The organism is Sedimentibacter sp. MB35-C1, assembly GCF_030913635.1.
Classification (GTDB): domain Bacteria; phylum Bacillota; class Clostridia; order Tissierellales; family Sedimentibacteraceae; genus Sedimentibacter.
On record NZ_CP133188.1, the window covers coordinates 2,125,289 to 2,148,211 of the forward strand.

25 protein-coding genes are annotated in these 22,923 nt (G+C 33.1%); 20 read left to right on the forward strand and 5 right to left on the reverse strand.

What is annotated here, in order from left to right:
* Position 1: 1 nt before the first annotated feature.
* The 9 genes from RBQ61_RS10130 (at position 2) to RBQ61_RS10165 (ending at position 6,324) form a co-directional block, all read left to right on the forward strand.
* Entirely contained in the window at positions 2–433 is a 432-nt protein-coding gene (locus RBQ61_RS10130) for a cell division protein SepF (protein WP_308137209.1), read from the forward strand.
* A 9-nt stretch (positions 434–442) separates the two neighbouring features.
* On the forward strand, positions 443–703 hold the full coding sequence (locus tag RBQ61_RS17650) for a YggT family protein (RefSeq protein WP_374049878.1): 261 nt from the start codon (positions 443–445) through the stop codon (positions 701–703).
* Between the two features lie 9 nt (positions 704–712).
* On the forward strand, positions 713–1,498 hold the full coding sequence (locus RBQ61_RS10135; RefSeq protein WP_308137210.1) for an RNA-binding protein: 786 nt from the start codon (positions 713–715) through the stop codon (positions 1,496–1,498).
* Positions 1,499–1,510: 12 nt separating this feature from the next.
* Positions 1,511–1,978, forward strand: a complete 468-nt coding sequence (lspA, locus tag RBQ61_RS10140) for a signal peptidase II (RefSeq protein ID WP_308137211.1) — start codon at positions 1,511–1,513, stop codon at positions 1,976–1,978.
* Positions 1,979–2,932 carry an RluA family pseudouridine synthase gene (locus tag RBQ61_RS10145; RefSeq protein ID WP_308137212.1) on the forward strand — a complete coding sequence of 318 codons (954 nt, stop codon included), beginning with the start codon at positions 1,979–1,981 and terminating at the stop codon, positions 2,930–2,932. It begins immediately after the preceding gene.
* Positions 2,933–2,940: 8 nt separating this feature from the next.
* Positions 2,941–3,471 carry a bifunctional pyr operon transcriptional regulator/uracil phosphoribosyltransferase PyrR gene (pyrR, locus tag RBQ61_RS10150; protein WP_308137213.1) on the forward strand — a complete coding sequence of 177 codons (531 nt, stop codon included), beginning with the start codon at positions 2,941–2,943 and terminating at the stop codon, positions 3,469–3,471.
* Between the two features lie 122 nt (positions 3,472–3,593).
* Positions 3,594–5,048, forward strand: coding sequence for a 4Fe-4S dicluster domain-containing protein (locus tag RBQ61_RS10155; protein ID WP_308137214.1), 1,455 nt, complete (start codon positions 3,594–3,596; stop codon positions 5,046–5,048).
* 44 nt (positions 5,049–5,092) lie between these two features.
* Positions 5,093–5,887, forward strand: coding sequence for a sugar phosphate isomerase/epimerase (locus RBQ61_RS10160; protein WP_308137215.1), 795 nt, complete (start codon positions 5,093–5,095; stop codon positions 5,885–5,887).
* A 107-nt stretch (positions 5,888–5,994) separates the two neighbouring features.
* Positions 5,995–6,324 carry a hypothetical protein gene (locus RBQ61_RS10165; protein WP_308137216.1) on the forward strand — a complete coding sequence of 110 codons (330 nt, stop codon included), beginning with the start codon at positions 5,995–5,997 and terminating at the stop codon, positions 6,322–6,324.
* A 21-nt stretch (positions 6,325–6,345) separates the two neighbouring features.
* Here RBQ61_RS10165 and RBQ61_RS10170 read toward each other — a convergent pair whose 3' ends face one another.
* Both RBQ61_RS10170 and RBQ61_RS10175 read right to left on the reverse strand, forming a co-directional pair.
* Positions 6,346–7,392, reverse strand: coding sequence for a lysylphosphatidylglycerol synthase transmembrane domain-containing protein (locus RBQ61_RS10170; RefSeq protein WP_308137217.1), 1,047 nt, complete (start codon positions 7,390–7,392; stop codon positions 6,346–6,348).
* Position 7,393: 1 nt separating this feature from the next.
* Positions 7,394–8,470, reverse strand: coding sequence for a glycosyltransferase (locus RBQ61_RS10175; RefSeq protein WP_308137218.1), 1,077 nt, complete (start codon positions 8,468–8,470; stop codon positions 7,394–7,396).
* Between the two features lie 284 nt (positions 8,471–8,754).
* Between RBQ61_RS10175 and RBQ61_RS10180 the strand changes: the two genes are divergently transcribed.
* Both RBQ61_RS10180 and RBQ61_RS10185 read left to right on the forward strand, forming a co-directional pair.
* A complete protein-coding gene (locus RBQ61_RS10180; protein ID WP_308137219.1) occupies positions 8,755–9,495 on the forward strand; it encodes a LytTR family DNA-binding domain-containing protein in 741 nt (246 codons plus the stop codon).
* Positions 9,483–10,799 (forward strand): sensor histidine kinase, encoded by a 1,317-nt coding sequence (locus RBQ61_RS10185; protein WP_308137220.1) that lies wholly within the window; start codon positions 9,483–9,485, stop codon positions 10,797–10,799. Before RBQ61_RS10180 ends, RBQ61_RS10185 begins: the two co-directional genes overlap by 13 nt.
* Before the next feature lie 171 nt (positions 10,800–10,970).
* On the opposite strand, the gene RBQ61_RS10190 is transcribed toward RBQ61_RS10185, so the two are convergent.
* A complete protein-coding gene (locus RBQ61_RS10190; RefSeq protein ID WP_308137221.1) occupies positions 10,971–11,561 on the reverse strand; it encodes an accessory gene regulator B family protein in 591 nt (196 codons plus the stop codon).
* A 592-nt stretch (positions 11,562–12,153) separates the two neighbouring features.
* Here RBQ61_RS10190 and RBQ61_RS10195 point away from each other — a divergent pair.
* From RBQ61_RS10195 to RBQ61_RS10210, 4 genes are all read left to right on the forward strand, one after another.
* Positions 12,154–12,564, forward strand: a complete 411-nt coding sequence (locus RBQ61_RS10195; protein WP_308137222.1) for a helix-turn-helix domain-containing protein — start codon at positions 12,154–12,156, stop codon at positions 12,562–12,564.
* 200 nt (positions 12,565–12,764) lie between these two features.
* A complete protein-coding gene (locus RBQ61_RS10200) occupies positions 12,765–14,057 on the forward strand; it encodes an IS110 family transposase (RefSeq protein ID WP_308137223.1) in 1,293 nt (430 codons plus the stop codon).
* 589 nt (positions 14,058–14,646) lie between these two features.
* Positions 14,647–15,144, forward strand: coding sequence for a DUF5626 family protein (locus RBQ61_RS10205; protein ID WP_308137224.1), 498 nt, complete (start codon positions 14,647–14,649; stop codon positions 15,142–15,144).
* A 475-nt stretch (positions 15,145–15,619) separates the two neighbouring features.
* Positions 15,620–15,904, forward strand: a complete 285-nt coding sequence (locus tag RBQ61_RS10210; protein WP_308137225.1) for a hypothetical protein — start codon at positions 15,620–15,622, stop codon at positions 15,902–15,904.
* A 21-nt stretch (positions 15,905–15,925) separates the two neighbouring features.
* Here the strand turns inward: RBQ61_RS10210 and RBQ61_RS10215 are convergent, their stop codons facing one another.
* Positions 15,926–16,120, reverse strand: coding sequence for a hypothetical protein (locus tag RBQ61_RS10215; protein WP_308137226.1), 195 nt, complete (start codon positions 16,118–16,120; stop codon positions 15,926–15,928).
* Positions 16,121–16,614: 494 nt separating this feature from the next.
* Here RBQ61_RS10215 and RBQ61_RS10220 point away from each other — a divergent pair, with 494 nt between their 5' ends.
* From RBQ61_RS10220 to RBQ61_RS10240, 5 genes are all read left to right on the forward strand, one after another.
* Positions 16,615–17,151: a hypothetical protein gene (locus RBQ61_RS10220; protein ID WP_308137227.1), complete on the forward strand. Its 537-nt coding sequence runs from the start codon at positions 16,615–16,617 to the stop codon at positions 17,149–17,151.
* A gap of 411 nt (positions 17,152–17,562) precedes the next feature.
* The gene (locus RBQ61_RS10225) at positions 17,563–17,871 is read left to right on the forward strand and encodes a hypothetical protein (RefSeq protein WP_308137228.1); all 309 of its coding nucleotides are present in this window, start codon (positions 17,563–17,565) and stop codon (positions 17,869–17,871) included.
* A 932-nt stretch (positions 17,872–18,803) separates the two neighbouring features.
* Positions 18,804–19,331: a hypothetical protein gene (locus tag RBQ61_RS10230; protein WP_308137229.1), complete on the forward strand. Its 528-nt coding sequence runs from the start codon at positions 18,804–18,806 to the stop codon at positions 19,329–19,331.
* A complete protein-coding gene (locus RBQ61_RS10235; RefSeq protein ID WP_308137230.1) occupies positions 19,319–19,891 on the forward strand; it encodes a hypothetical protein in 573 nt (190 codons plus the stop codon). Before RBQ61_RS10230 ends, RBQ61_RS10235 begins: the two co-directional genes overlap by 13 nt.
* 226 nt (positions 19,892–20,117) lie before the next feature.
* A complete protein-coding gene (locus RBQ61_RS10240) occupies positions 20,118–21,215 on the forward strand; it encodes a hypothetical protein (RefSeq protein WP_308137231.1) in 1,098 nt (365 codons plus the stop codon).
* Between the two features lie 715 nt (positions 21,216–21,930).
* On the opposite strand, the gene RBQ61_RS10245 is transcribed toward RBQ61_RS10240, so the two are convergent.
* Complete coding sequence (locus RBQ61_RS10245) at positions 21,931–22,767, reverse strand: hypothetical protein (protein WP_308137232.1); 837 nt, start codon at positions 22,765–22,767, stop codon at positions 21,931–21,933.
* Positions 22,768–22,923 lie beyond the last annotated feature (156 nt).

The window sequence follows — 22,923 nt, forward strand, 5'->3', positions numbered from 1 at the left end:
AATGGGAGTAATGGATAAGGTAAAGGACTTTATAGGCATCACGGAATTTGAAGAAGATTATGATGAGGAGGATGTTTCTGCCGAAATAAATAGCGGCAAACCTGAAAGAATGGAAACTTATACAAGAAAAAACAATGTAATTAAGGTTCATTCTAACACTGATATGAAGGTCTTTATATGTGAGCCGACCAAGTATGAGGATTGCACAAAAGCTGTTGACGAATTAAAAAACAGAAAAGTTGTGGTTCTTAATATTGAAGGAATGGAATTAGAAGATCAAAAACAAATTTTTGAATTCATTAAAGGTGCTGTATATGCACTTGAAGCAAGTATTCAAAAAATATCTAATGGAATATTTGTCTTAGCTCCTAATAATGTTCAAATTGACGGAAGGCTAAGTGACAGGTATGAAAGGAATTATTTTTATAAATAAGGAGCAACTATGTACACAATAAGATTAGCTCTTAGTCTACTATTAAGAATCATAGATTCGCTAATACTAGTAAGAGTATTATTATCATTTTTCCCAACCCTACAATCGTCAAAAATTTCCTACTTTATCTATCAAATGACTGAGCCTATACTGGCTCCTTGCAGGGCAATTTTAGATAGACTGGGATTAGGCATGGGAATGATTGATTTTTCTCCAATATTGGCATTTTTGTTGTTAAGGTTGTTCCAGACTTTGATTTTTGCCTTTTAGGAAGATAACATGAAAAATTTCGAAAAATATTACGATTTTATAAAGGACGAGGAAACAAGAAATTCGGTTAGAAGAATCGCTGAAAAGTCTCTGCATGTCAGCAAAAAATTTGTTGTTGCTGTTACAGAATTTACAAATCCATATATTGCAGAGCTGAGTTTACCTACAATTAAAAATTATGATATAAAATTTGAAATTTTCCCCTCATTTGAGTATAGTGAGAGGAAAGTTTTCGTTTTATACCCTGATTATCTTGATAATATAGAAAAGAATGAATTTGTGACCGGGATTAGAATATATAATCGATCTAAGTTTAAAAAACTAAATCATAAGGATTATCTTGGAGCGTTGATGTCATTAGGTATAGCCAGGAACAAAACAGGGGATATTTATGTTTATGACAACTATGCGGATATAGTTCTGCACAATGATATCTCTGATTATATATTGTACAATTTAGATAAAATAGGTCATAATAAAATAGAAGCAGAAAAAATTAGCCTAGATGAAATAAATTATAAGGAGCAGGAGCATGTTATTATGAATATAACAAGCTCATCTTTAAGAATAGATAACATTGTTAAGCATATTACTAATAAGTCCAGAGAAGCGGCATCAGGTATGATAAAGTCGGGTAATGTAAAAATAAACTGGCAGGTAGAGGAAAGGGTATCATCAGAAGTAAAGGAAAATGACATGATTTCAATAAGCAGGTACGGGAGATACAAAATTTCGGGACTTTTTGGATTAACAAAAAGCGGTAAGCTAAAAATTGAAATCAAGCACTACATTTAATGAGAGGATTCTATGAACGTATTGATAGGAATAGTTTTTGCAGCATCTATATTGTTAGATCAGCTAAGCAAGGTTTGGGCTATAGATGTGCTGATGGACGGAAGTTCAATTAAAGTAATAGGAGATTTTTTGAGGTTCACGTACGCTGAAAACAGGGGTGCTGCTTTCAGCATTTTACAGGATCAGAGGATGTTTTTTATAATAATAACCATTGTTATGCTTGGGGTATTGTCATATGTATTTTTCAAGACAAAAAATATAAGCTGGTTATCAAGGTTATCCATAGCAATGATAGCCGGAGGAGCTATAGGAAATTTTATTGACAGAGTGCGTTTCGGATATGTCGTTGATTTTATTGATGTGAGATTTGGCAGTTTTTATAACTTTCCAATATTTAATATTGCAGACAGCTTTGTTGTATGTGGCACAATACTCATGGTTATTTTGATTCTTTTTAACAGGTTTGAAAGAGTGAATTAAATGGAAAACAAATTAGATTCTAATTTTGTTGAGTTCGAAGAAAATGATGATGAAATAATTTTAATTACAGATAAAGAAAATGAGAGAGTAGACTCTTATATATCAAGCTGCATGGATGATATGTCACGAAACTCTGTGCAGAAGCTCATTTCTGACGGAAGCATCACTGTAAATAACAAAAAAATAAAATCAAACTATAAAATTAAATTAAATGATGAAATAAGGATAATATTGCCGGAGCCGGAGGTTCTGGATGTTACATCGGAGGATATGCCCATAGATATAGTATATGAAGATGATGACTTGGCAGTTGTGAACAAAGCTCAGGGCATGGTAGTTCATCCGGCTCCCGGTCATTATACGGGAACTTTGGTAAACGGTTTGATGTACCATTTAAAAAATTTGTCGTCAATTAACGGCGTGTTGCGCCCAGGAATTGTCCATAGACTTGATATGAATACATCCGGCTTGATGTTGGTTGCCAAAAATGACGCGTCACATAATTTCCTGGCAAAATGTCTGAAGGATCATTCAATTGACAGAATTTACTATGCATTGGTGGAAGGAAACATAAAAGACGATGAAGGAACGATTGATGCACCTTTAGGCAGAAGTGAAAAAGACAGAAAAAAACGTACAGTAACTTACAAAAATAGCAAAAATGCGCGCACAAATTATTGGGTAGTTGAAAGGTTTGGAAAATATACATTAATTAAGCTGAAACTGGAGACAGGAAGAACTCATCAAATAAGAGTGCATATGAAATATATAGGCCACCCGGTAGTTGGTGATGATGTGTACGGCAGAAAGATAAACAAGTTTGGACTTAAGGGACAGCTTCTTCATTCAAAAACATTGGGATTTGTCCATCCGACTATGGGAAAATATATGAAATTTGAAAGTGAACTACCTGAATATTTTCAAAAAGTGCTTAAAAATATAGGAGGGAATTAAACTATAATATGAAAACGAAAGCAATAATAATGGATGAAAAGGCAATAGAAAGGGCTTTATTCAGGATTTCTCATGAAATAATTGAAAAAAACAAGGGCGTTGAAAATATTGTATTGGTTGGCATAATGACAAGAGGATGGCCGCTTGCGCATAGACTCGCTAATAAGATAGAGGAGATAGAAGGCTCAAAGGTTCCACTGTTTTCATTAGATATAACATACTACAGAGACGATTATGAAAAGGATGACAGAGCGCCTTTGTCCGTTAAGAGTGTTGATTTTAATATAAAAGATAAGACTGTCGTATTGGTTGACGATGTGTTGTATACGGGACGAACGGTTAGAGCAGCACTTGATGCAATTGTAGATCAGGGAAGGCCGAAAAATGTTGAACTGGCAGTATTGATAGACAGAGGGCATAGAGAGCTTCCTATCAGAGCTGATTTTATAGGTAAAAATGTTCCCACTTCTAGGCTGGAAAGAATTAGTGTACAGCTTGAAGAAACAGATGGTGCTAATCAGGTTGTTATAGCGGAATAAAATTAATTGAAAAATGAAGGCTGGTACGGAAAACGTCACCAGCTTTTTTGTTTGACATTAACCTGGTAAGGAATTATAATTTCATTGTAATATTTTGACAATATATAATAAAGGGGACGTATATGACAAAAAAATTTGACAACCAGGCCAAATATATAAAATATAAAGTTTTGAAAGAGGTCATAAGATCAAATAAAAACGGAAGCTTAGCAAAGGATATATTATATATACCGGAGAAGATAATACCCGGGCCTGAAGCTGAGACAAGATGTTGTATATATAAGGAAAGAGCTATAATATCCGATAGAATAAAAAATGTCATTGAGGATAATAAGGAACATGTGGTTAATGTCATAGATTTGGCGTGTGACGAATGCCCTCTGTATAGATTTTCAGTTACAGAAGCTTGCAGGGGATGCCTTGCTCACCATTGCAGGGAAAACTGCCCTGCCGGAGCAATCGAAATAATTAATAAGCGAGCTCATATTAACCAAGATAAATGCTTGGAATGTGGCAGGTGCGCGGCAGTATGCCCATTCGAAGCTATATCGGATGTAAAAAGACCATGCAGGACGATATGTAAGACTGGAGCATTAAGCTTTGACCAGGAAACAAAAAAGTCCGTAATTGACTATAGCAAATGTACCAATTGTGGCGCATGTGTGTCAAGATGTCCGTTTGGCGCGATTGCAGACAAGTCTCATATCATGGAAATTATGAAGATGCTTGATGAGTCAATAAATAATACAAAATATAAGGTATACTGTATTGTTGCTCCTGCAGTTGCCGCTCAATATCCAGAAACAGAAATTGAAAATGTGGTAACCGCAATAAAAAAACTGGGATTTTATGAGGTTGTTGAGGCTGCTGTAGGAGCTGATATGGTTGCTGACTATGAAACAAAATTATTGGAAAAAGAGCTTAAGCACAAAAAATTCATAACATCCTCATGCTGTCCGGCATTTGTTTCATATATAAAAATAAAATATCCGGAGCTAAAGGATAATATTTCAACTGCTGTTTCACCTATGATAGCAACGTCCAGACTTATAAGAAGTAAGGATCCGGAAGCAAGAATAGTTTTTGTCGGCCCGTGCGTTGCAAAAAAGGCTGAAATAAATCAGGATAATTTAAAAGGTGAAATTCAATATACAATGAGCTTCGAAGAGCTTACTGCTTTTCTTGACGCTTATGGAATTAACCCTGTAGAATGTGAGGCGTCCACTCTTGATAACGTGTCCTATTATGCAAGGATATTTGCACGAGCTGGCGGCGTTACCGAATCGATTAAAAATACTATTTCCGTACAAGGTCTTGGATTTGAATTTAGACCTATAATATGTGATGGAATAGAAGAGTGCGATAAGGCTCTTAAAATGGCAAAGTCAGGAAAGCTAAACGGAAATTTTATTGAAGGAATGGCATGCAGGGGGGGATGTGTAAACGGCCCTGTGTCCATGTTCAAAAAACATACAGGTGCAGATTTAATTAACAGCAGTGCAGACAAAGCAAAAGGAAAACATGTAAGGCAGACTTATGTTGCTCTTGATAAGGAAAACTTGAATATGGAAGTGTAGCATGAATTTGGGTTTATGTATGCGTTAATACAAGGGGAAAGCGGATGAAGGATTATAAAACAGGGATTTACAATTGGTTTGGATATATAATGGCTATAGAAGAGAGAATTAAGCTAATAAAGCAGGCTGGATATGATTATGTTATGCTGTGGTGGGAGGATGAATATTATCCATACAAGGTGGATCGCAGAGAATTTAATAAAATTTTAGATTCCTATGATTTAAAGTTGGATAATGTGCATTTACCCTTTGAAAATACAAACAATCTTTGGAGTGAAAGCAGTGAAGAGAGAAACAATCATGTCAATATGATTAAGAGGTGGCTGTACGAATGCAGGGACAGTGGAGTTAATACTATTGTCCTGCATGTTACGGAGGGAAATGAAAAAAGTTTTGATTATTCACTTGGATATGATTCCTTTAGCAAGATAATAAAAGAAGCTGAAAAAACAGGTATTAAAGTAGCGATTGAAAATACACAAATGCTTAATTACACGGAATTCATACTAAAGGAAATAGATTCACCTAATTTGGGATTTTGTTATGATTCATCTCACGATTTTGTTAACGAATCAAGCTTCGGTGAAATACTGAATAGGTGGCAGAACAAACTCATGGCGGTACATTTGTCAGATAATGATGGCTTGTGCGACAGACACTGGATTCCAGGGAAGGGCCATGTAAAATGGGATAGAATTATTAGTATTATTAAAAATACTAACATAAAAAGTTATTCCATGGAAACATATCCTTTTGAGTCTGAAAAAAACATGCTCCCCATAGATTTTTTAATAAAAGCAAGGGAAAATCTTGAGGAAATATTGGATTGCAATCTATAGAGCTGAATAAACGTACATGATTTACAAGCTAAAGAATATGGTATATAATTGCTACATGCATTTTATGAATGATTTTATATTACTGATATACATGAAAGAGGATAAAAATGTATAAAAAATTCTATATAGCCAAAACATTAATAAATATATTGATTGTAGGACTGATTGATTTCTATATTTTTTTTGATGTATTAAATTACGTAATTGTATTGACTTGCTTAATAGTGGTTTTTCAAATAATATTCAAGCTGATAGTTAAATACAAATTTGAAGAACAGGCATTCAAGACCAAAAACCATGCCATACTTAATATAGCGATGGTTTTGTCATTGTGGGCTGGATTATACTTCTTCAGACCATTCATAGTGCTGACATGGATTATATATGTGTTTATAGAAGGATTTGCCTACAAAGAATCGCAGGAATATTTTGAATAAACGCTGCAACAATTAGAAAAATCAACTGATTACTATTTTTTTCTTTCCTAATGCTGCTACAGCGAAAGAGAAGAATCCACTGAATATCAAACTGAAGTAATAGCTTATGCCTCTCCATAGAAGCATCGCAGTTGAAATTATGTTAGAAGGAAACAAATGCCCAAGAAGCAGTACAAAACCTACCTCACTTGCTCCAGCCGTACCCGGTGTAGGTATAAAAGATACCGCCATATACAAAAACGACTGCAGGCATATGATATCAAGTATATTGGAACTGTTCAAATTAAATGATTTATAGACAAAAAATGTTGTGCTGAAAAATATTGTCAGCTGTATAAAGGTGACGGCATACATTTTTATTGTGAACCAGTAATCTTCCTTTAATTTTACAATGCTCTTATTATAATCAGCTATAAAGTTCTCGGTTTTGTTCATTACTTTTTTTACATCTTTAATTAAATGAAGCTTGTATAACAAATTAAACAGCATTCCGCATAATTTAAGTAAAACGCGCTGATTAAAGGCTATTAACAATACAGTGCCAAGCATGACCATATTAAGCGTCAGTCCTGCTATTACGAAACCGGAAACACTGCTGTAGTAATTAACAAGAAGCTTGATTTTATAAACAGCAAGACAAAAAGAATAGATGGTTACACCAATCTGAAAAAGTAAAAACTTGCTTATGAGAATAGCTGTTCCGCTGCTTAAGGAAATATCATCATCAGTTAAAATGCATAGCTGAACCGGCTGCCCTCCCGTTGCCATAGGCGTAATGTTGCTGTAATATTGACCAATCATTGTAACCTTTATCGCAAGCCAGAATGTTCGCAAATTTTTTTTGCGGTCCGCAAATTTGGAAATCAATGTATAAAGCATGCCGGCTTCAAGAAACCAAAACATAAACATGCTAAGAACAGCAGCTCCGATGTAGAAGGCATTAATATTATTTATTATTTTGAACAGATTAATTAAATCGTTGTTTCTAAACAGTATACCCAGCATGACTGCAGCAGATAAAACAACGAATATTAATCCGAATTTTTTCCTGATTTTTTTGAATTGCATATTAAATCACCTCATTTAAGACAGAGCAAAAACTGTTCGTGTAATTTAGGGTCTTTTTTATTTTTCTTATGTTTTCGCAATAATAATTTATTATGTCCTGATTATTGGCATAGTAGCTTAGTATTGACGGTAAATTTTCGAAATCGTTAATAACCACACCTATTTTGTTTTTCTTTATAAATTCAATATTTCCCTTTTCCTGACCAATGTTTGAGTTTAATACAATCAGTGGCAATTCTTTATTTATTGCTTCAAATATAGTTACTCCGCCTGGCTTTGTTACAATAAACAGAGATTCGTCCATCATTTGATTCATATTGTCCACATAGCCGTACACTTTAATATTGGAAAATGTAGATTTAGACAATTTTTCAAAAAGCCTTTCATTTCTGCCCGTTACCAGCATTATATCAAAATTATCTAATTGGTCAAGTTTACTAAGAACACTTTCAGGAACATTATCTATTCCGCTTAATACAATCAAGATTGAGTGTTTATCCTTGATGGAAAGATTAATATTTTCACTTATGAATCCTTTTTTGACAGGAATGCCGGTCACGAGTATAGTACTACCGCTGACTCCCTTATGAATTATTCTATTCTTTATTTCTTCAGTTGGAACTAAATATATATTTGTTCCTTTGTAAATCCATTCCCAGCTGTCTACCACATCTGTTATTACTGTTATCAAATTGATGTCAAGCTCATATTCTTCTTTTATTTTTGATATCATGCATGAACACAACGGAAATGTGCTTATAACAGTCCTAGGTTTCTTAAGTTTCAAATATTCGTAAAACTTTTTTTGATATAAGCTGCAAAATACATTATCTATAATATTATTCTTGTAATTCATTTTTATCTCATAAAACGTGTTGTAAACAAGCGGATAATTTTCTGTCAGTTCACAATATATTTTCGAGCTGAAGTCCTTTACTTTTGGATTCAATATCTCCCAAATATCCGCAATTACAACCTCTGCGTTTTTATTTTCTGTCTCAATCTGTTCCTTTAAAGCATTAGACACACTTTTATGCCCCATCCCAAAGGATGCGGTTAATATTAATATATCAGCCATAATATATACCTCTTCGTATGTTATTAAAAATACAAAATATATTTAATAATCTTAAGTGTCACGGAAAAAAATTATTGTTGATACTATTAATATACCACGAAATGCTTAAATAAAGCATAATATTATATTAAATTTTGATTAAATAATTTGTAAACACAATGAAAATAAAAAGAAAAATTGATACAAACATATCAATGATTATACTTTTTTATAATAAAGAATCATAGAAAACTGACGAAATATAATATATAATGTATGTGTAGAGCAAATATAGGGGGGATATTGTGTTAAACATTGTATTATGCGATGACAATATTGAATTTTGCAACAAAATTGCGGGGAAATTAAAAGAAAAAATTAATGTTGACAAAAAAATACATATATATAATAAATATGATGAGAACCTTATTAAATATATAGAGGAAAATAAGGATCATACTATTTTTATATTGGATATTGATTTGAAAAGTAAAGAAGCAGACGGATACAGCATCGCGAAAAAGATTCGAAAACTGAGAAATTATGATGATGAAATTATTTTTCTTACAAATTACACAAAGCTTTCGCCCAAAATTATAAAGCATAAAATACAACCTGTAGATTTTATAATAAAATCTGACTATTGTATAAATGATTTACTGATTGCAATCAAAAAAAGCAAGGCGCAAATTGATGCAAAAGAAGAAGAAACAGATACAGGAATGATGGTTGTGTATGAAAACAAAGCCATGTACAAGCTTAAGTATAAGGATATTTTATACACTGAGCTTTTGGAGGATTCAAGAAGCGTTATGATAAAGCTGAAGCCCGACTATATAAAGACGGAGTTATACGTTGTTTCATCTGTAAAATCAATAATGAAAAAACTTGACAGCCGTTTTTTCAGAATTTCAAGAACCAGAATAATAAACAAGGATTATTTGACATTTGCTGATCCATATGACAAAAAAGTTGGATTGAGTTATGGTTATGTGTTGGAAGGAAGCGAAGAGAGAATAAAGGAGCTGTTAGAATGTATAAAGTAGCAGCAGATGTTGTAGGAAGTTTTATTTCATGCTACATATGCACAATCTTGATTGCTGGTAAACTGTTAAATAAACAAGAATATTTTAAGTTTAAAAATTATATTATACTACTTTTGGCAATTCCTTTTCTTAGAATTTTTGGGAGCCTTGATATGGCATATAAAATAGCAGGGGTTATAATTATTTATACTATAATTATAAAATTGATTTACCAAAAAGGAAGCATAGCATCGTTTATTGTCTGCATATTTGCGTATTCTGTCGGCCTTGTTTGCGATGTAATAAACTCTTTCTTGTATTTGGCTGTTTTTAACATGGATATTACATATATACGCAGTAATTTGCATATGATTTATATTATGCACGCTTCATTTTTTATTATATCCTTTGCAGCTTCATTAATAATCAGACCCAGTAAATATTTCAACGAAATTGAGGATTTTGTATTAAGAAAAAATTTGTTCTCTGTAGTTCAATATGTTTTATTTTTTGTTGCATCTACAAGCCTCCTCGGTTATATAATATCCGTGCAGCCGTATCTCAGTATTCAGCACATTATGTCAGCTGCCTTGCTAATCTTATTTATAGCAATTAATATAACGTATTTCAGCCAAATTAAAATATCCACTAAAGCAAAATATGATTATGATAACATGTATGATTATACTAACCAGGTTGAAAAATTCGCCAAGCAGTTGTCAAAACAGGAGCATGAATATAGAAACCGACTGATGGGAATGCAGGCGCTAATTGAAAATAATCAATACGATAAAGCACTGGAATTCGTCAATAGCATAGTGGCTGATCAAGATACAAACAAAGATTCAGCCTCTGTAAATTACAATAAAATATATGATGCAATCTTGAAAAAGATACTTATAGAAAAAACCAGTAAAGCATTAAACGCAGGAATAAAAATAAATGCAGATGTGAGAAAAGAAATCCCTACAATTAATATCCAGGGTATAGTATTAAATGACATTGTAAGTATTATTTTGGATAACGCCATAGAGGCGGCAACCATATCAAAAGACAAGGAAATAGATATATTGATAGATGGGGAAGAGGATGAAATCAATATAATTGTAGCCAATTCATATTCAAAAATAGTTGAGGAATCCGCAATGTACAGAGAAGGAGAATCATCCAACGGTACATTCAGAGGAAACGGTCTCTATTTAATTAAACAAATCGAAAAAAATAACCCTAATATCACAATAGACACCACCATTGCAGAAGAACTGTTTATTCAGGAAGTTAATATAAATAACTTAAGCGAAAAAGAGAAGACATATGACATATGATATGTCTTCTCTTTTTTAAATTAGCGTTGGTTATTAGAATTTCTAATTTCTCTTGTCAAAAGGCACTTCGGAACCTTAGCCTGCTGCCATATAAATTCATTGCATTTTGATGAAGAATTAACTGCCGTATTAGTAAATAAGGAAAATAATTTGTTTGAAATTTGGTTGTTTTTAAATAAATTTCTCATAGTTTTTATACTCCTTTTTAAATAATATATACAATACAGGGCAAGTGTTAAGCCCTATAAATGTCAATGATAATACAAGCATATTGGATAAAGCTTCATTAGTAAAAAATGATAATACAAAGTACAAAACTGCTGCAGACATTGTTTTAATTTTCAATTTTAATCTTTTCTTACTGTCTACCAGCGGTCTTTCTTCCGTATCAGCAGGAGCAAATAATGCAAACAGGATTAAAGAAATCACAGCCAGTAAAATTTTTATCAAGGGATTAAAGGACAATTCAGACAAATAAACTATACCGAAAATATTTATAAAAGTAATAACCAGGCAAGACCAGAACGTATCCGCATGAAATCCGTATGCAAATCTTTTTAATATTGCTATTAGCAAAAAAGCCATACAAGTTTCTGCAAAAATATCAAGAACAATAGAAACTACAAGTAATATTAAAAGCTTGGAAATATTAAAGTAATATATTTGAATTCCATATCTCAATATTTCTTCGTCATCACCGGTAATTGTGCATTTATATTTCTTTATATAGCCCACAATTTTGTTTTCTAAATATAACTCCATTAAATACCCCTCCGATTAGTCTTGTGCTTAATGCTTTATTAAATGATACCATATTTTAAAATAACCATAGCAAAATTGTCATGAACCCCCCTATTTTTTTGCATGAAACCCTTTCATGTAGAATTTTAGGGGGGTTTCATGCAGTATTTGTGACAGGCAAAAGTTTGTTTAGTATAATGTAATTAGTAATAAAGAATGAAGATATTTGTAAAAGTAATAACCGAATGTATCTGCGTAAAACCAGTGTGTAAATCTTTTCGGTACAGACGTAAGTAAAACGTATGCATATTTTAGTTAAAATATCAAAAGCAATTGAGATACAAACAATATTAAAACAAGAGAAATAAAAGAACAGCTAGAAAATGAATTAATCAATTTTCAAAAATTCAGACACATTATTTTGGTAACTGGGGTTATGAGTAATTGATAGCTATTTTCTGTAACATTAATATGCTGGATTATAAAAGCTTTGCTTACAGTGTAACTACTAGTTGCAACCTGTAGTTGCATAAATTCCATCTTAAAACGGTAGAATGCAACTACTGAAAGGAATATAATTATTAATAATAAAGAAAATTGAGGAGTGAAATGAATGACCTTTGGGAAAAAATTGCAAAAACTTAGAAAGAATCAGAGAATGTCACAAGAAGAACTTGCTTCAAAAATTACTGTATCTCGACAAGCCGTATCAAAATGGGAATTAGACGAAACTATGCCTGATGTAGATAACATAATACAACTTAGTAAAATATTTGGGATTTCCATTGATTATTTATTAGATGATGAAATAAATATTGTTGAGGAAATCCCAATTGTTAAAGAAACTACAAAAAAGCTAAAAAAGAAATATTATAATTTTGGAAGTATATTACTTGTTATCTCAATTATATTAGCTATTATTATAGGAAATTTATTGAATTTGCAAGCTACAGTAATATTAGGAATAATATGCTTTGGTATACTTGTTGTAATTGTATTGCTCATAAATTTTTTAAAAAAGTGATAAAAGTAAGGGGGCGATTCCATTGATTAATAAAATATTTACTCAAATTAAATAAAATTATAGTCTAAGGAGCTTCCTGTATAATTCAAATATAAGGAATTCCAAGAAAGAAGGTTGAGAAAAAAATACCTCAGTGTACAATAAGATTACTGACTTTGCCGGTTAGTAAAAAATCTTATTAAACAGAGAGGTATCTAGAAATGAATTATAACACACAGAACGCAAAATTAGGAACTATTACAGAAAAAACTTTAGTGGTTGGTATTGATGTCGGAAGTGAACTACACTATGCCAGAGCTTTTGACTGGAGAGGTTATGAGTACTCAAAGAAGGCCTTCTCATTCAGTAATACAGAAGCTGGATTTAACAGTTTTTTGGCATGGATGCATGAACTGGGAGAAAAGCATGAGAAACAGGCTGTACTTCCAGGGATGGAGCCAACAGGACACTACTGGTTTGCACTAGGAAAGTTCCTACAGGACAACGGCATGAGACCGGTGCTTGTCAATCCTCATCACGTAAAGAAATCCAAAGAACTAGATGATAACAATCCAACAAAGACTGATCGCAAGGATCCGAAAGTAATCGCAGGACTAATCAATGAGGGGCGATTCTCTTACCCTTACCTTCCGGAAGGTGTCTATGCAGAGCTTAGGACGGCTTCAAACCTGAGATTTCAGGCGCAGGAGGAACTTACAAGAGTTCTTAATAGGATTGCAAGATGGTTCAGCATTTACTTTCCAGAGTATAAAGACGTTTATGGGAAGAAAGATGCAAAAAGCGGATTGATGATTTTAGCACAGGCACCATTGCCAGCAGACATTGCAGCGTTAGGTGTGGAAGGAGTGAACAAAATCTGGCGGGACGCAAAGCTGAGAGGCGCTGGACGAAAGAGGGCAAAGACCTTGGTAGCAGCTGCAGAGCATAGCATTGGCAGTCAGGAAGGTTTGACAGCAGCACGTATGGAAATAAAAAATCTGCTCAGTGATTATGAGGTTTATAGTAAAAGAGTCAATGAACTAATGGCTCTAATAGAAGACTTGATGAGTGGAATTTCATACACAGATAAGTTGCTGGAAATTAAAGGTATTGGAAGTAAGACCGTATCTGGATTTATAGCTGAAGTGGGTGACATAAGACGTTTTGATAACCCAAAACAGATACAGAAGCTAGCAGGATATGCACTGGTGGAGAACAGTTCTGGAAAACATAAGGGCGAGACAACGATAAGCAGACGTGGTCGCAAGAGACTGAGATATCTGCTGTTTGAGGTTGCAATGTCATTAGTTGGAAAAAATAAAGAGTTCAGGGAACTGCACCATTATTATACGACCAGACAGAATAATCCATTGAAGAAGATGCAGTCGCTGATTGCAGTTGCCTGTAAGTTGCTTAGGGTGATTTACAAGATTCTAACAACAGGAGTCAGCTATGATCCTGTAAAAATGCTTGGAGACATCAAGAGACCACCGATATCAGCACAGGCAGCATAAAAAGTAAAGCAATAAGCTTAAACCTCTGTTGAAAGATATCGCGGTTGAATTTAATTATCAAGGGTACGTTAGTACCGCTAAAGCGGCAAGCCCTTGACAATTAAATCCAGCCACGATAAATAGTAAACAAGAGGTTAAGCTGGAAACTGCCACAAATGTGGCTATACAATAAACAGAAAGCAACAGGAAAACGTCCGTTGGAAACAACGCTGTTGTAGGAGCAAAATCAGTAATCAAAACAAAGAATGAGCCAGTAGTCGGCAGGAATATTTTCCATAGGGCATAGACCCTGTTAAGGAGCTAAGCTGACACCCTGGTTATGGATAGGCAGGACGAAGGTAGTTAGGACGCATGCGGAAACGGATGGAGATCCTGGTGGATACAGGAGGTTAGCTGCCATAGAGGGATGGGTATACACAAGGCCATGTAAAGCGAAAAACAAAGACGTTTTACTTCGTGTACCCTAATACCACTATTTTAGTACTCGATACAAGAAATATCCATGACTATGGCCATTTATCTGAGATAAAGAAACAAAAAACCTTGATTTTTCAAGGAAAAAAGCTTGACTATATGAGGAGGAAAAACAATGAACAAACGTATTTTAGGTTTTTTTATGGCTGTAACTATCTTAATTTGCTCTTTTGTGCCAGCATATGCTGCTGAGACAAACAATGACGCTTTAAAAATGGATGTAATAGGAACTGTAAATTTCAAAGATTTAGAAAATAATCCAAATCAAACATATATAGGTATAGATAAAAATGGCGATGAATATACCGTTACAATTGAAAAAGTAGACACTCTAAATCGTGCATCAGCAAACAGTTGGAAGGTATCGTTTACGGGTGTAATAATAAACTGTTATTTTTATATGACTGTAACTGACAATAAGTGTACTTCTGTATATGATAAATGGATTATGGTTATAGGTGGTACATATGATAATGCTGCTCTAAGCAGAGGTTCAAGTTACGGAAAACTGGAATTTGATGTAACCACAGCTGGTATTTTTCAAACTACTTGTTGGTTAAAAGGGACAGTTACTGGTTCCAATAATGAAATAGACGTATCTTTTCAGATGTAAACTTTAAAATAATAGCATGTTAACGCGTATAATATAAGTAAACGTTAAATACAACTAAACAAAATAATGAGTCCAACAGGGCAATGTCAATTAAAATGAAAGATTAAGAACAGAGTATGTTAAGAATGCATACCCTGTTCTTTTTTATGCAATTTAGCAATAGGGACGGTTCTTTCCGGACAATTTTCCAAATACATATACTGTTTTATTTAAGCAATAATGTTTGAACTTTTCTTATAAAGCTTTCCTAAAATTCCCAAAAATGAATTTTTTTTATAATTAAACCGTCTAAAAAAAGAGCATATTAGAGAAGCTCCAGAGGTGTCCAAAAAGAACCGTCACCACTGGACAAGAACAGACATGGGCAGACATGGGGACGTTCCAGGTGTCTTGGGCTTTTATGGAAATTACAGATTGATTCTGTAATAATTATAGGAGAATATCGGTATTAGTCAATTAAGCAAGATTTTTTGGAATGATAAATGTAATTGTTGAAAATGTTCTAAAAAAGACGAGCGAAACGTCCCCCCTCGTCCTAATTGTAGCCAATTCATATTCAAAAATAGTTGAGGAGTCCGCAATATACAGAGAAGGAGAATCATCCAACGGTACATTCAGAGGAAATGGTCTATATTTAATTAAACAAATCGAAAAAAATAACCCTAATATCACAATAGACACTACCATTACAGAAGAACTGTTTATTCAGGAAGCTAATATAAACAACTTAAGCGAAAAAGAGAAGACATATGACATGTGATATGTCTTCTCTTTTTTATTTTTATTCAATTATATCTCCAAGCATATTTCGTAACTCATGTATGTGAGAAGTAATTACATCTATTCGCTGAGAAGCAAAGTTGTCACTTGAAATCATATCTTTATGAACCTTATCAATTTTAGAAATTAAAACCACCTGCATACATAGAATAATCGCAAGCATAACTCCCATAATTATTGTTGCTTTTTTACTCATTTTTTCATTCGTCCTTTCTTTGTTTTTTATAAAATAGCTTTTCAATAAAAGGTTTTTTCATCGGTTCTTCTGGGGACGGAGCTTGCTGCTCATCCTGATACGCCCCCGGTCCTAATATGAGCAAAGGGGTCTCGTTCTCCGCAGAGAACGACCAAAGGGGGTAGCAATGCCTGCCTATCCCTATATATAAACGATTATATCATTAGAGGATATTTTTTACAATAATTAATAATGCTTGACAGCTCCGAAAGGTAAATTAAATCTTCCTTTGCAGATTGTTTTAATTCTTAAATTAAAATATCAATTTTTAAATTACCAACAGAAGTATGCTGAAATTATTAATTTACCCCATATCAAATAGTTGAATTTTCCCATTTTAATTTCTTATTAAGTCTGAAATTTTGCGCGTGCTTAGAAAGGTAAATATTTCTAATACTGATGTTGATGAAAATGAAATAATGAGCTTTACCGAAATTATTAAATAAGAGGTGCTTATGATTAAAGCAATAATAATAACTGTTATCTTAAATCTAATATTAACAATAAGCTTTCCTAGCATAGTTATAGCATCATATGCCTCTCAGCAGAATTCTGAAATAACTTACAAAGAAGCGATGAATCAAATTAGCATATTATCATACAGACCTGTTGAAGAAGTAATTATTGAAGATAAGCTTGAAAAGAAGATGTATAACTATTTATTTGAAAATGAGAATGTGCAATTCAATTATATAAAGATGGAATCGGAGAAGAACCATGAAGAAAATGAAGAAGTGAAAGCAACATGGCTTGGCATATTAAAGGTGGATTATGGAAATAAACTTATAGTGGATATGTATGCCACTGCAGTTGCCGAACAAAATCTGCTTAATAAGTATGAATTTAAATTAGTAAGCTGGGGTTGTGATAAAGATGGTAATAATATCAACGGTTATTACGACAATGTATATACTTCTGGGATTGTAGAATTCATAAACAAAAAATCTTATGAACATTATTATTTTTATCATGATTTGTCATTTTCCTTTTAAAGTAGGCTTTTACATGGAAAACAAATATATATATCAAAGCAGGCTACTCAAAGTAAGACCAGGATGTTGACACTAGCTAGTAGCTGCATTATTGGCAATAAAAAAGAGTTATAAAATAGAGGGTAAACAAATGTATATAGTTGGAGCTGTGCCCAATAGTGCCGGTTCTTTAGAAGTCCAATAGAAGTCCAATAGGGACGGTTCTTTCAGTCCAATAGGTACGGTTCTTTCTGGACAATTTTCCAAATACATATACTGTTTTATTTAAGTAATGTTGTCCAAGCTTTCTTTATAAAACTTTTCTAAAATCCCATAAAATTGAACCTTTTTGACTTTTTTCATAAATTGGGTAATATAAAAGGCAATACGGAAGATATATCCACAAATGCCGTAAAGTCTTATACACATACTATGGAAAAGACCAAAAAAGATCTTTTGGGGAATGTGCAGTTCGGGTTAAGGTGCAAGGTTGACTGGAATGTATCTGATGGCAAAATAACATATTTGGCTTCAACAACAACAAGATTATATAATTCCGATTATACTTATTATGGGTCTCTTGGAGGAAAGGAAACTCTTACTGATAATGATACCAGAGGTGTTGTATTCAAATACCAGAGTTTTGGTCTTAAGGAAGACGGATATGCCAGTGCAACGGTATATTTAGCTGGAAATTACTACACTGATGGAACTTGTGCATGGAATGGAGAAATTGATTGATGAACAAAAGGTAAATTCTGGGGACGGACCTTATTTTAAGGTCCGTCCCCAGAATTATGGCAAGTTCCTATGTGAAAGTTGTCAGTAACCCTGTCCCTTTGACACCCCTTTGACACCTACGTCCCTTTGACACCTACAAAAAAAGTGAGAAATCACAAATTAAAAATCTCACTTTGAATTATATAAAAGTCTTAACTAAATGACATTGGCCGTGAATAGTAACAAAGTTTAAGTTTTACAATTGATTAATTGCAGGAATAAAAAATAAACCTTCATTAAAATAAAAAATCCTATTGTGAAATAGGAGGAAGTAAAAAAATGGTAGCAAGGTAAAACCTTGCACCGACTAACTCGGAGTATTCCGAGAGACTATTAAATAATTAGGAGGTAAATTATAGGGTGGGTTAATTGAGCTAAGTACTTGACTTATCCTTAATGCTTGTCAACCTCTTAACAACTGCATATATTAAATTGTATTTTGTTTATATAATCAAAAGACTGAAAATACGAACCTTAAAAGACATGGGAAAGACATGGGGACGTTTCATGTGTCTTGTATATATTTCATGTCAGTATTCTTTTCCTCGGATATAGTATGTTTTGGGATAACGTATTTCTTGAATACATCAAGATAGTTATTCAAAGCTTTTTCTTTACGTCATTTTCGTATATGTTGATTTATGTACTTAGATCAACAATTATGAGCTGTTTATGCTTTTTATAAATTCGGAAATTGTAATATTTAAGTATATTTCAAAAAGGCGAAATTATGGCAGTTGACTCTTTTTTCCAGAAGTACTTGTTAATCATCATTATATCGATTATGCTTATTTTTGCAGGTGTTTATAAAAATAAGAAATTTTATTTTCAAAAATAATGCTATTTACTTACATATCCGCCACAAATATATGAAAGGAAGATAGATACAAATAATGAAGAAGAAGGTATTAATAATATGCTTAGGTTTGCTTTGCTTTGTCATAGTAATTACTATAGCCCTGTTCTTTATCCCTATAACAAAGAATATAGACACACAACTCACTGGCAAAATAGTAAGTTTTTATGATTCTTTTGAAGATAATAATATTGATATAATTTTATCGGGAGAGTTTAAAAGCTATATATTTGGTCAGAGTTCTTTCTCAGGTAACATTCAAATCAACAATGCAGATGCATCACTTAGTAGCGGTGGTTATGTAGATATTCTTTTTAATAATAATATTGGGCTTCTTGAGTACTTGACTTTTAGTAATGGGGAAATAACTGGGCAATACTTGGGTCGTATATGTACAAAAGATTTTAATTCGCTTCTTATTTTGCTTTATGATGAAAACTCAATATATAATTCTAGATACACTGCATTTATTTGTGCACCAGCTACATCTATAGAGGAAGCAATAACTATTGCCAATAAGTTAAGCCAAGACAATTGGATGAATGATATTAAATGGGAAAAGTAAAGATGTTACCAGTTAATTTAAATATTAGCGTACCGTTTAATCAATACTCTACAAATATTAAAAACTTGAACTCAAAGTTTGGAACAGCATGTAAAGCATTCGCCTGTGCGGCTATTTACTCTTATTATACTCAAAAGCTAATAAGTCCATATTGGTTTCCAATTGAATCTAATGGATCATATAATCTGGACATTAAAACACCAATAGGACAAATAACTAAAAATGCATATAAATGTTTTGAATTTGTCAAAGTATCGACAACAGCTTTATCCGACATAAAATCAACATTAGAAGCAGGTAAACCTATATTAATATGCTGTTCATTAAGCGGTGAAACACATTGGGTAGCAGCCTATGGCTACAAAAATAACTGTGCAAGCAAATCAGATATTTTGGTCGTAGATTCAGTAAATCTTAATAAAAATGTAGAATATGGTACTGCTAAGTATCAAGATGGGGCAACGGATTTGGATTTATCCGAATCAATGAGGATAAATTTAGGAAGCGGTTCCACTTATGCAATACAAAGTGCATGGACAATCAATATAAGGAACAACTAAGTAAAATAAATATCTATTTTATACATCACATCAAGGATTAAATAGCGGTTGAAAATAATAAAATTACAAAAAGCTATGACTATAATTTTAAAGGTATAGTTTTTTGTAATTTTAATAATTTTTTTAGGAGATATGTGTTTTTACAGATAATAATTATTTGTAAATTAATATTTCATATTTCTAAATATAGTGCTAAAATTACCTTATAATTTGTAAGGAGGATGCCATGAAACGATCTAAAATTATTTATGCATTGATTATATTACTTATATCGGCTTTGACAGCTTGCAGTATTAACAATAAAATTAAAGATACTGACAATAATATTGCTGATAATAATGTTGCAGAAGATGACAATACAAACAAAGAGGTTATTACAGATAATGATGATTCTGACGAAAATTCGGAAGGTCCATTTGAGCCTATTGTAATTAACACGGATATTCCCCCAACCTACAGTGTAGTTGAGGATTCAGTGAGAAAATTGGCAGGCAATTCTTATACTTTTTATAGTTTGTGGCCCACTTTGAAATTATCGTCCAATGACGAAATATACCATGCAAATGCCTATTTTATTTCTATTCCTGAATATTTAGAGTTTAATATAGATACTTCGTTTTCAATTATTCCTTGGGGTGATTCCTATAATTTTCCCGAGCTGCCCCCATCTTCCTTTGTAGAATTAGCATTGAAAGCAGGGAAGCTCGGTACCTATGATGCGGAAAATATTATACGAAGTAATGGGAATATTGTATACAAAATATCTGATACGGAATATTTATTTTTAGAAGAGGAAATTTATCCTGATGCTGATTTGGGTTTTTGTGCCGTCTTGGTATTGAGTTTTACTACCATTCCTACTTCCGAAGATTTGGATGTTATGTGTAACAGTTATTTAGCTTCCATTTCAGGAGACAGTTATTTATGGAGAGTGGATTTAGATCGTAATTCTTTATATTATGCTATATATAGTGGGTTAACAGGTTATTATCCAAAAAACTATATTGCAATCTATTGTCCCAGATATCCTTTAGATTCCTGGGATGAATTTAAAATGACTATTACAGATTCTACAGACAATATTTTTGATGATCTAATTACATTAACTGATTTTCCGAAGGTAGATTTCGAGGAATATATTTCAGAAAATGAATATGTACCATATACCTTAAATGAGCGCCGTGTTTATGGAGAAGATGAATATCCACAAATATATAATTACAGGATATATCAGATTGCTGAAAACAGATACCTTCACTTTTACTTTTCTCATTCAAGAGGTGTTGGGGATATGTATAGTCAAGGATATTTAAATAATAAATAAAGACAAGGATTCCAATAATAGGCAAAGGCAAGGAAGGCAGGGGAAGGGATGTCAAGGGGACAGGGTTGTTGACACTACGCCTTTTGAATTACTCCTCTGTTTACCCCTGCTAATCTTCAGATTTGGTTTACAGATAAATTGTGATTTGTTTTTTATATGTTTGTGTTATCCTTTCCTTTCTGACAGAAGAATGGAATGTATGTATTTATACATAAATACTGCATAATTATTACCGAAGATTTATGATTTTAATAAATGGGGTAATTCCAATGAAATTTTAATTATTGAAAAAAGTTTTTTGAAAGCTTTGTCAATATGTTAAACTGAACTTCGGGTTTTTTCAAGAAATAATTTTTGAGAAAATGTATAAAATTATATAAATTTATACATTATTATCTTTTCCGCACATATTTCTGTTAATGAAACATATTGTACCATTATAGGAATGACGCGGGGACGGGGTTGTTGACATCAAAGCAAAGTATAGGTTATACAAGCACAAGTAAGAAGCTATATGATACGGCTTCTTACTTGTGCGCTCAGATTATTTTTGATTTATATATATATTTATATGATTTATTAAGCTTGCCCGTTTATACTTACTGTAATCTGGCGGCTGTATCCCATATCCGAGAATTTGAAAAAGCGTCAAATGTCCGCAGTAAGGAAAGTATTATGTCAGAGCTTATAACTTCAAGGACGGATCAACGAATTTTTACTTACTCATAATAAAATTTAAGCTGAAATAAGTCTCCGGCGCATTCTCTTCGGAAAATAGAAATTGAGATGACCTGTCTTTGTAGCCATAATATTCTGTATCACATGTAAAGGTAATGCCGGCCTCTTTAAAATGAAAATCTTTAAAAGTCCTGCTTTTAATTTGCTCTTCTATTTTATTTGGAATTTTTGAATACAGCTTCATTTCGTCCTGTGCTCCGACAAAAGCAAGGGAAGCGAGAAGCATTTGCGTATCATAAGGACTTAGCACCCCTTCGCTGTTTTTAATTTCAATCGAAAATGAAACCCCCGTAACATATCCGTTTTCTGTTGTAAAATGATATTCGGGCTTTTCTGCATGACCGATTTCAACGTATACAATACCGTCAGAGTAATTTTTCGCCCATTTTCCGTTTTCGTCCAAGTATTCATTGCTATAATCAATATCAAAATATTTCATATAATAATTATAGTTCTCGGCAAATTCCGCTATTGTCAGATCACCTCGGTTGGGAGGCAGCTGCTTTGCGAAGACTATCGTGACAAAAACAGCCAGCATAGCTGCATGGGCTCCGATATAAAATATACTCCGATACCACTTTGTATCCTTGATGGTATAAGATATGGATTCATCCCATGGCTGAACTTCTTTCTCACTGCACAGCTTGTAGCTGTTCCAGAGACGGACAAGATTGTAGATTGGAATATAGTATCCCATTCCGGCGCCTATAAGTCCCCATGTTCGATCCAACCCTTCTTTATAGGAAAGAAGACTGCCATCAGGATTTTCTATCCGTAGCCCTAGGAGTGCCTTTCCCGGCGTAGTTCCAAACAAATGCAGCTAAAGCGGTTCCAAAATCAGCATCACAATAATAACCACAAAAGAATCAAGAATATTTCCCAGATTGCTTCTGGACGTTAAATTCACATGAAAGGTAAATGCAAGAAAAGCAGACCAAAGCAGACGGTATATAGAAAAGTCTAACATTCT

What these genes read in the sequence shown, in the direction of transcription:
- RBQ61_RS10130 (WP_308137209.1), top strand. Translation starts at nt 2, where the DNA reads ATGGGAGTAATGGATAAGGTAAAGGACTTTATAGGCATCACGGAATTT.
- RBQ61_RS17650 (WP_374049878.1), top strand. Translation starts at nt 443, where the DNA reads ATGTACACAATAAGATTAGCTCTTAGTCTACTATTAAGAATCATAGAT.
- RBQ61_RS10135 (WP_308137210.1), top strand. Translation starts at nt 713, where the DNA reads ATGAAAAATTTCGAAAAATATTACGATTTTATAAAGGACGAGGAAACA.
- lspA (WP_308137211.1), top strand. Translation starts at nt 1,511, where the DNA reads ATGAACGTATTGATAGGAATAGTTTTTGCAGCATCTATATTGTTAGAT.
- RBQ61_RS10145 (WP_308137212.1), top strand. Translation starts at nt 1,979, where the DNA reads ATGGAAAACAAATTAGATTCTAATTTTGTTGAGTTCGAAGAAAATGAT.
- pyrR (WP_308137213.1), top strand. Translation starts at nt 2,941, where the DNA reads ATGAAAACGAAAGCAATAATAATGGATGAAAAGGCAATAGAAAGGGCT.
- RBQ61_RS10155 (WP_308137214.1), top strand. Translation starts at nt 3,594, where the DNA reads ATGACAAAAAAATTTGACAACCAGGCCAAATATATAAAATATAAAGTT.
- RBQ61_RS10160 (WP_308137215.1), top strand. Translation starts at nt 5,093, where the DNA reads ATGAAGGATTATAAAACAGGGATTTACAATTGGTTTGGATATATAATG.
- RBQ61_RS10165 (WP_308137216.1), top strand. Translation starts at nt 5,995, where the DNA reads ATGTATAAAAAATTCTATATAGCCAAAACATTAATAAATATATTGATT.
- RBQ61_RS10170 (WP_308137217.1), bottom strand. Translation starts at nt 7,392, where the DNA reads ATGCAATTCAAAAAAATCAGGAAAAAATTCGGATTAATATTCGTTGTT.
- RBQ61_RS10175 (WP_308137218.1), bottom strand. Translation starts at nt 8,470, where the DNA reads ATGGCTGATATATTAATATTAACCGCATCCTTTGGGATGGGGCATAAA.
- RBQ61_RS10185 (WP_308137220.1), top strand. Translation starts at nt 9,483, where the DNA reads ATGTATAAAGTAGCAGCAGATGTTGTAGGAAGTTTTATTTCATGCTAC.
- RBQ61_RS10190 (WP_308137221.1), bottom strand. Translation starts at nt 11,561, where the DNA reads ATGGAGTTATATTTAGAAAACAAAATTGTGGGCTATATAAAGAAATAT.
- RBQ61_RS10195 (WP_308137222.1), top strand. Translation starts at nt 12,154, where the DNA reads ATGACCTTTGGGAAAAAATTGCAAAAACTTAGAAAGAATCAGAGAATG.
- RBQ61_RS10200 (WP_308137223.1), top strand. Translation starts at nt 12,765, where the DNA reads ATGAATTATAACACACAGAACGCAAAATTAGGAACTATTACAGAAAAA.
- RBQ61_RS10205 (WP_308137224.1), top strand. Translation starts at nt 14,647, where the DNA reads ATGAACAAACGTATTTTAGGTTTTTTTATGGCTGTAACTATCTTAATT.
- RBQ61_RS10210 (WP_308137225.1), top strand. Translation starts at nt 15,620, where the DNA reads ATGATAAATGTAATTGTTGAAAATGTTCTAAAAAAGACGAGCGAAACG.
- RBQ61_RS10215 (WP_308137226.1), bottom strand. Translation starts at nt 16,120, where the DNA reads ATGAGTAAAAAAGCAACAATAATTATGGGAGTTATGCTTGCGATTATT.
- RBQ61_RS10220 (WP_308137227.1), top strand. Translation starts at nt 16,615, where the DNA reads ATGATTAAAGCAATAATAATAACTGTTATCTTAAATCTAATATTAACA.
- RBQ61_RS10225 (WP_308137228.1), top strand. Translation starts at nt 17,563, where the DNA reads ATGGAAAAGACCAAAAAAGATCTTTTGGGGAATGTGCAGTTCGGGTTA.
- RBQ61_RS10230 (WP_308137229.1), top strand. Translation starts at nt 18,804, where the DNA reads ATGAAGAAGAAGGTATTAATAATATGCTTAGGTTTGCTTTGCTTTGTC.
- RBQ61_RS10235 (WP_308137230.1), top strand. Translation starts at nt 19,319, where the DNA reads ATGGGAAAAGTAAAGATGTTACCAGTTAATTTAAATATTAGCGTACCG.
- RBQ61_RS10240 (WP_308137231.1), top strand. Translation starts at nt 20,118, where the DNA reads ATGAAACGATCTAAAATTATTTATGCATTGATTATATTACTTATATCG.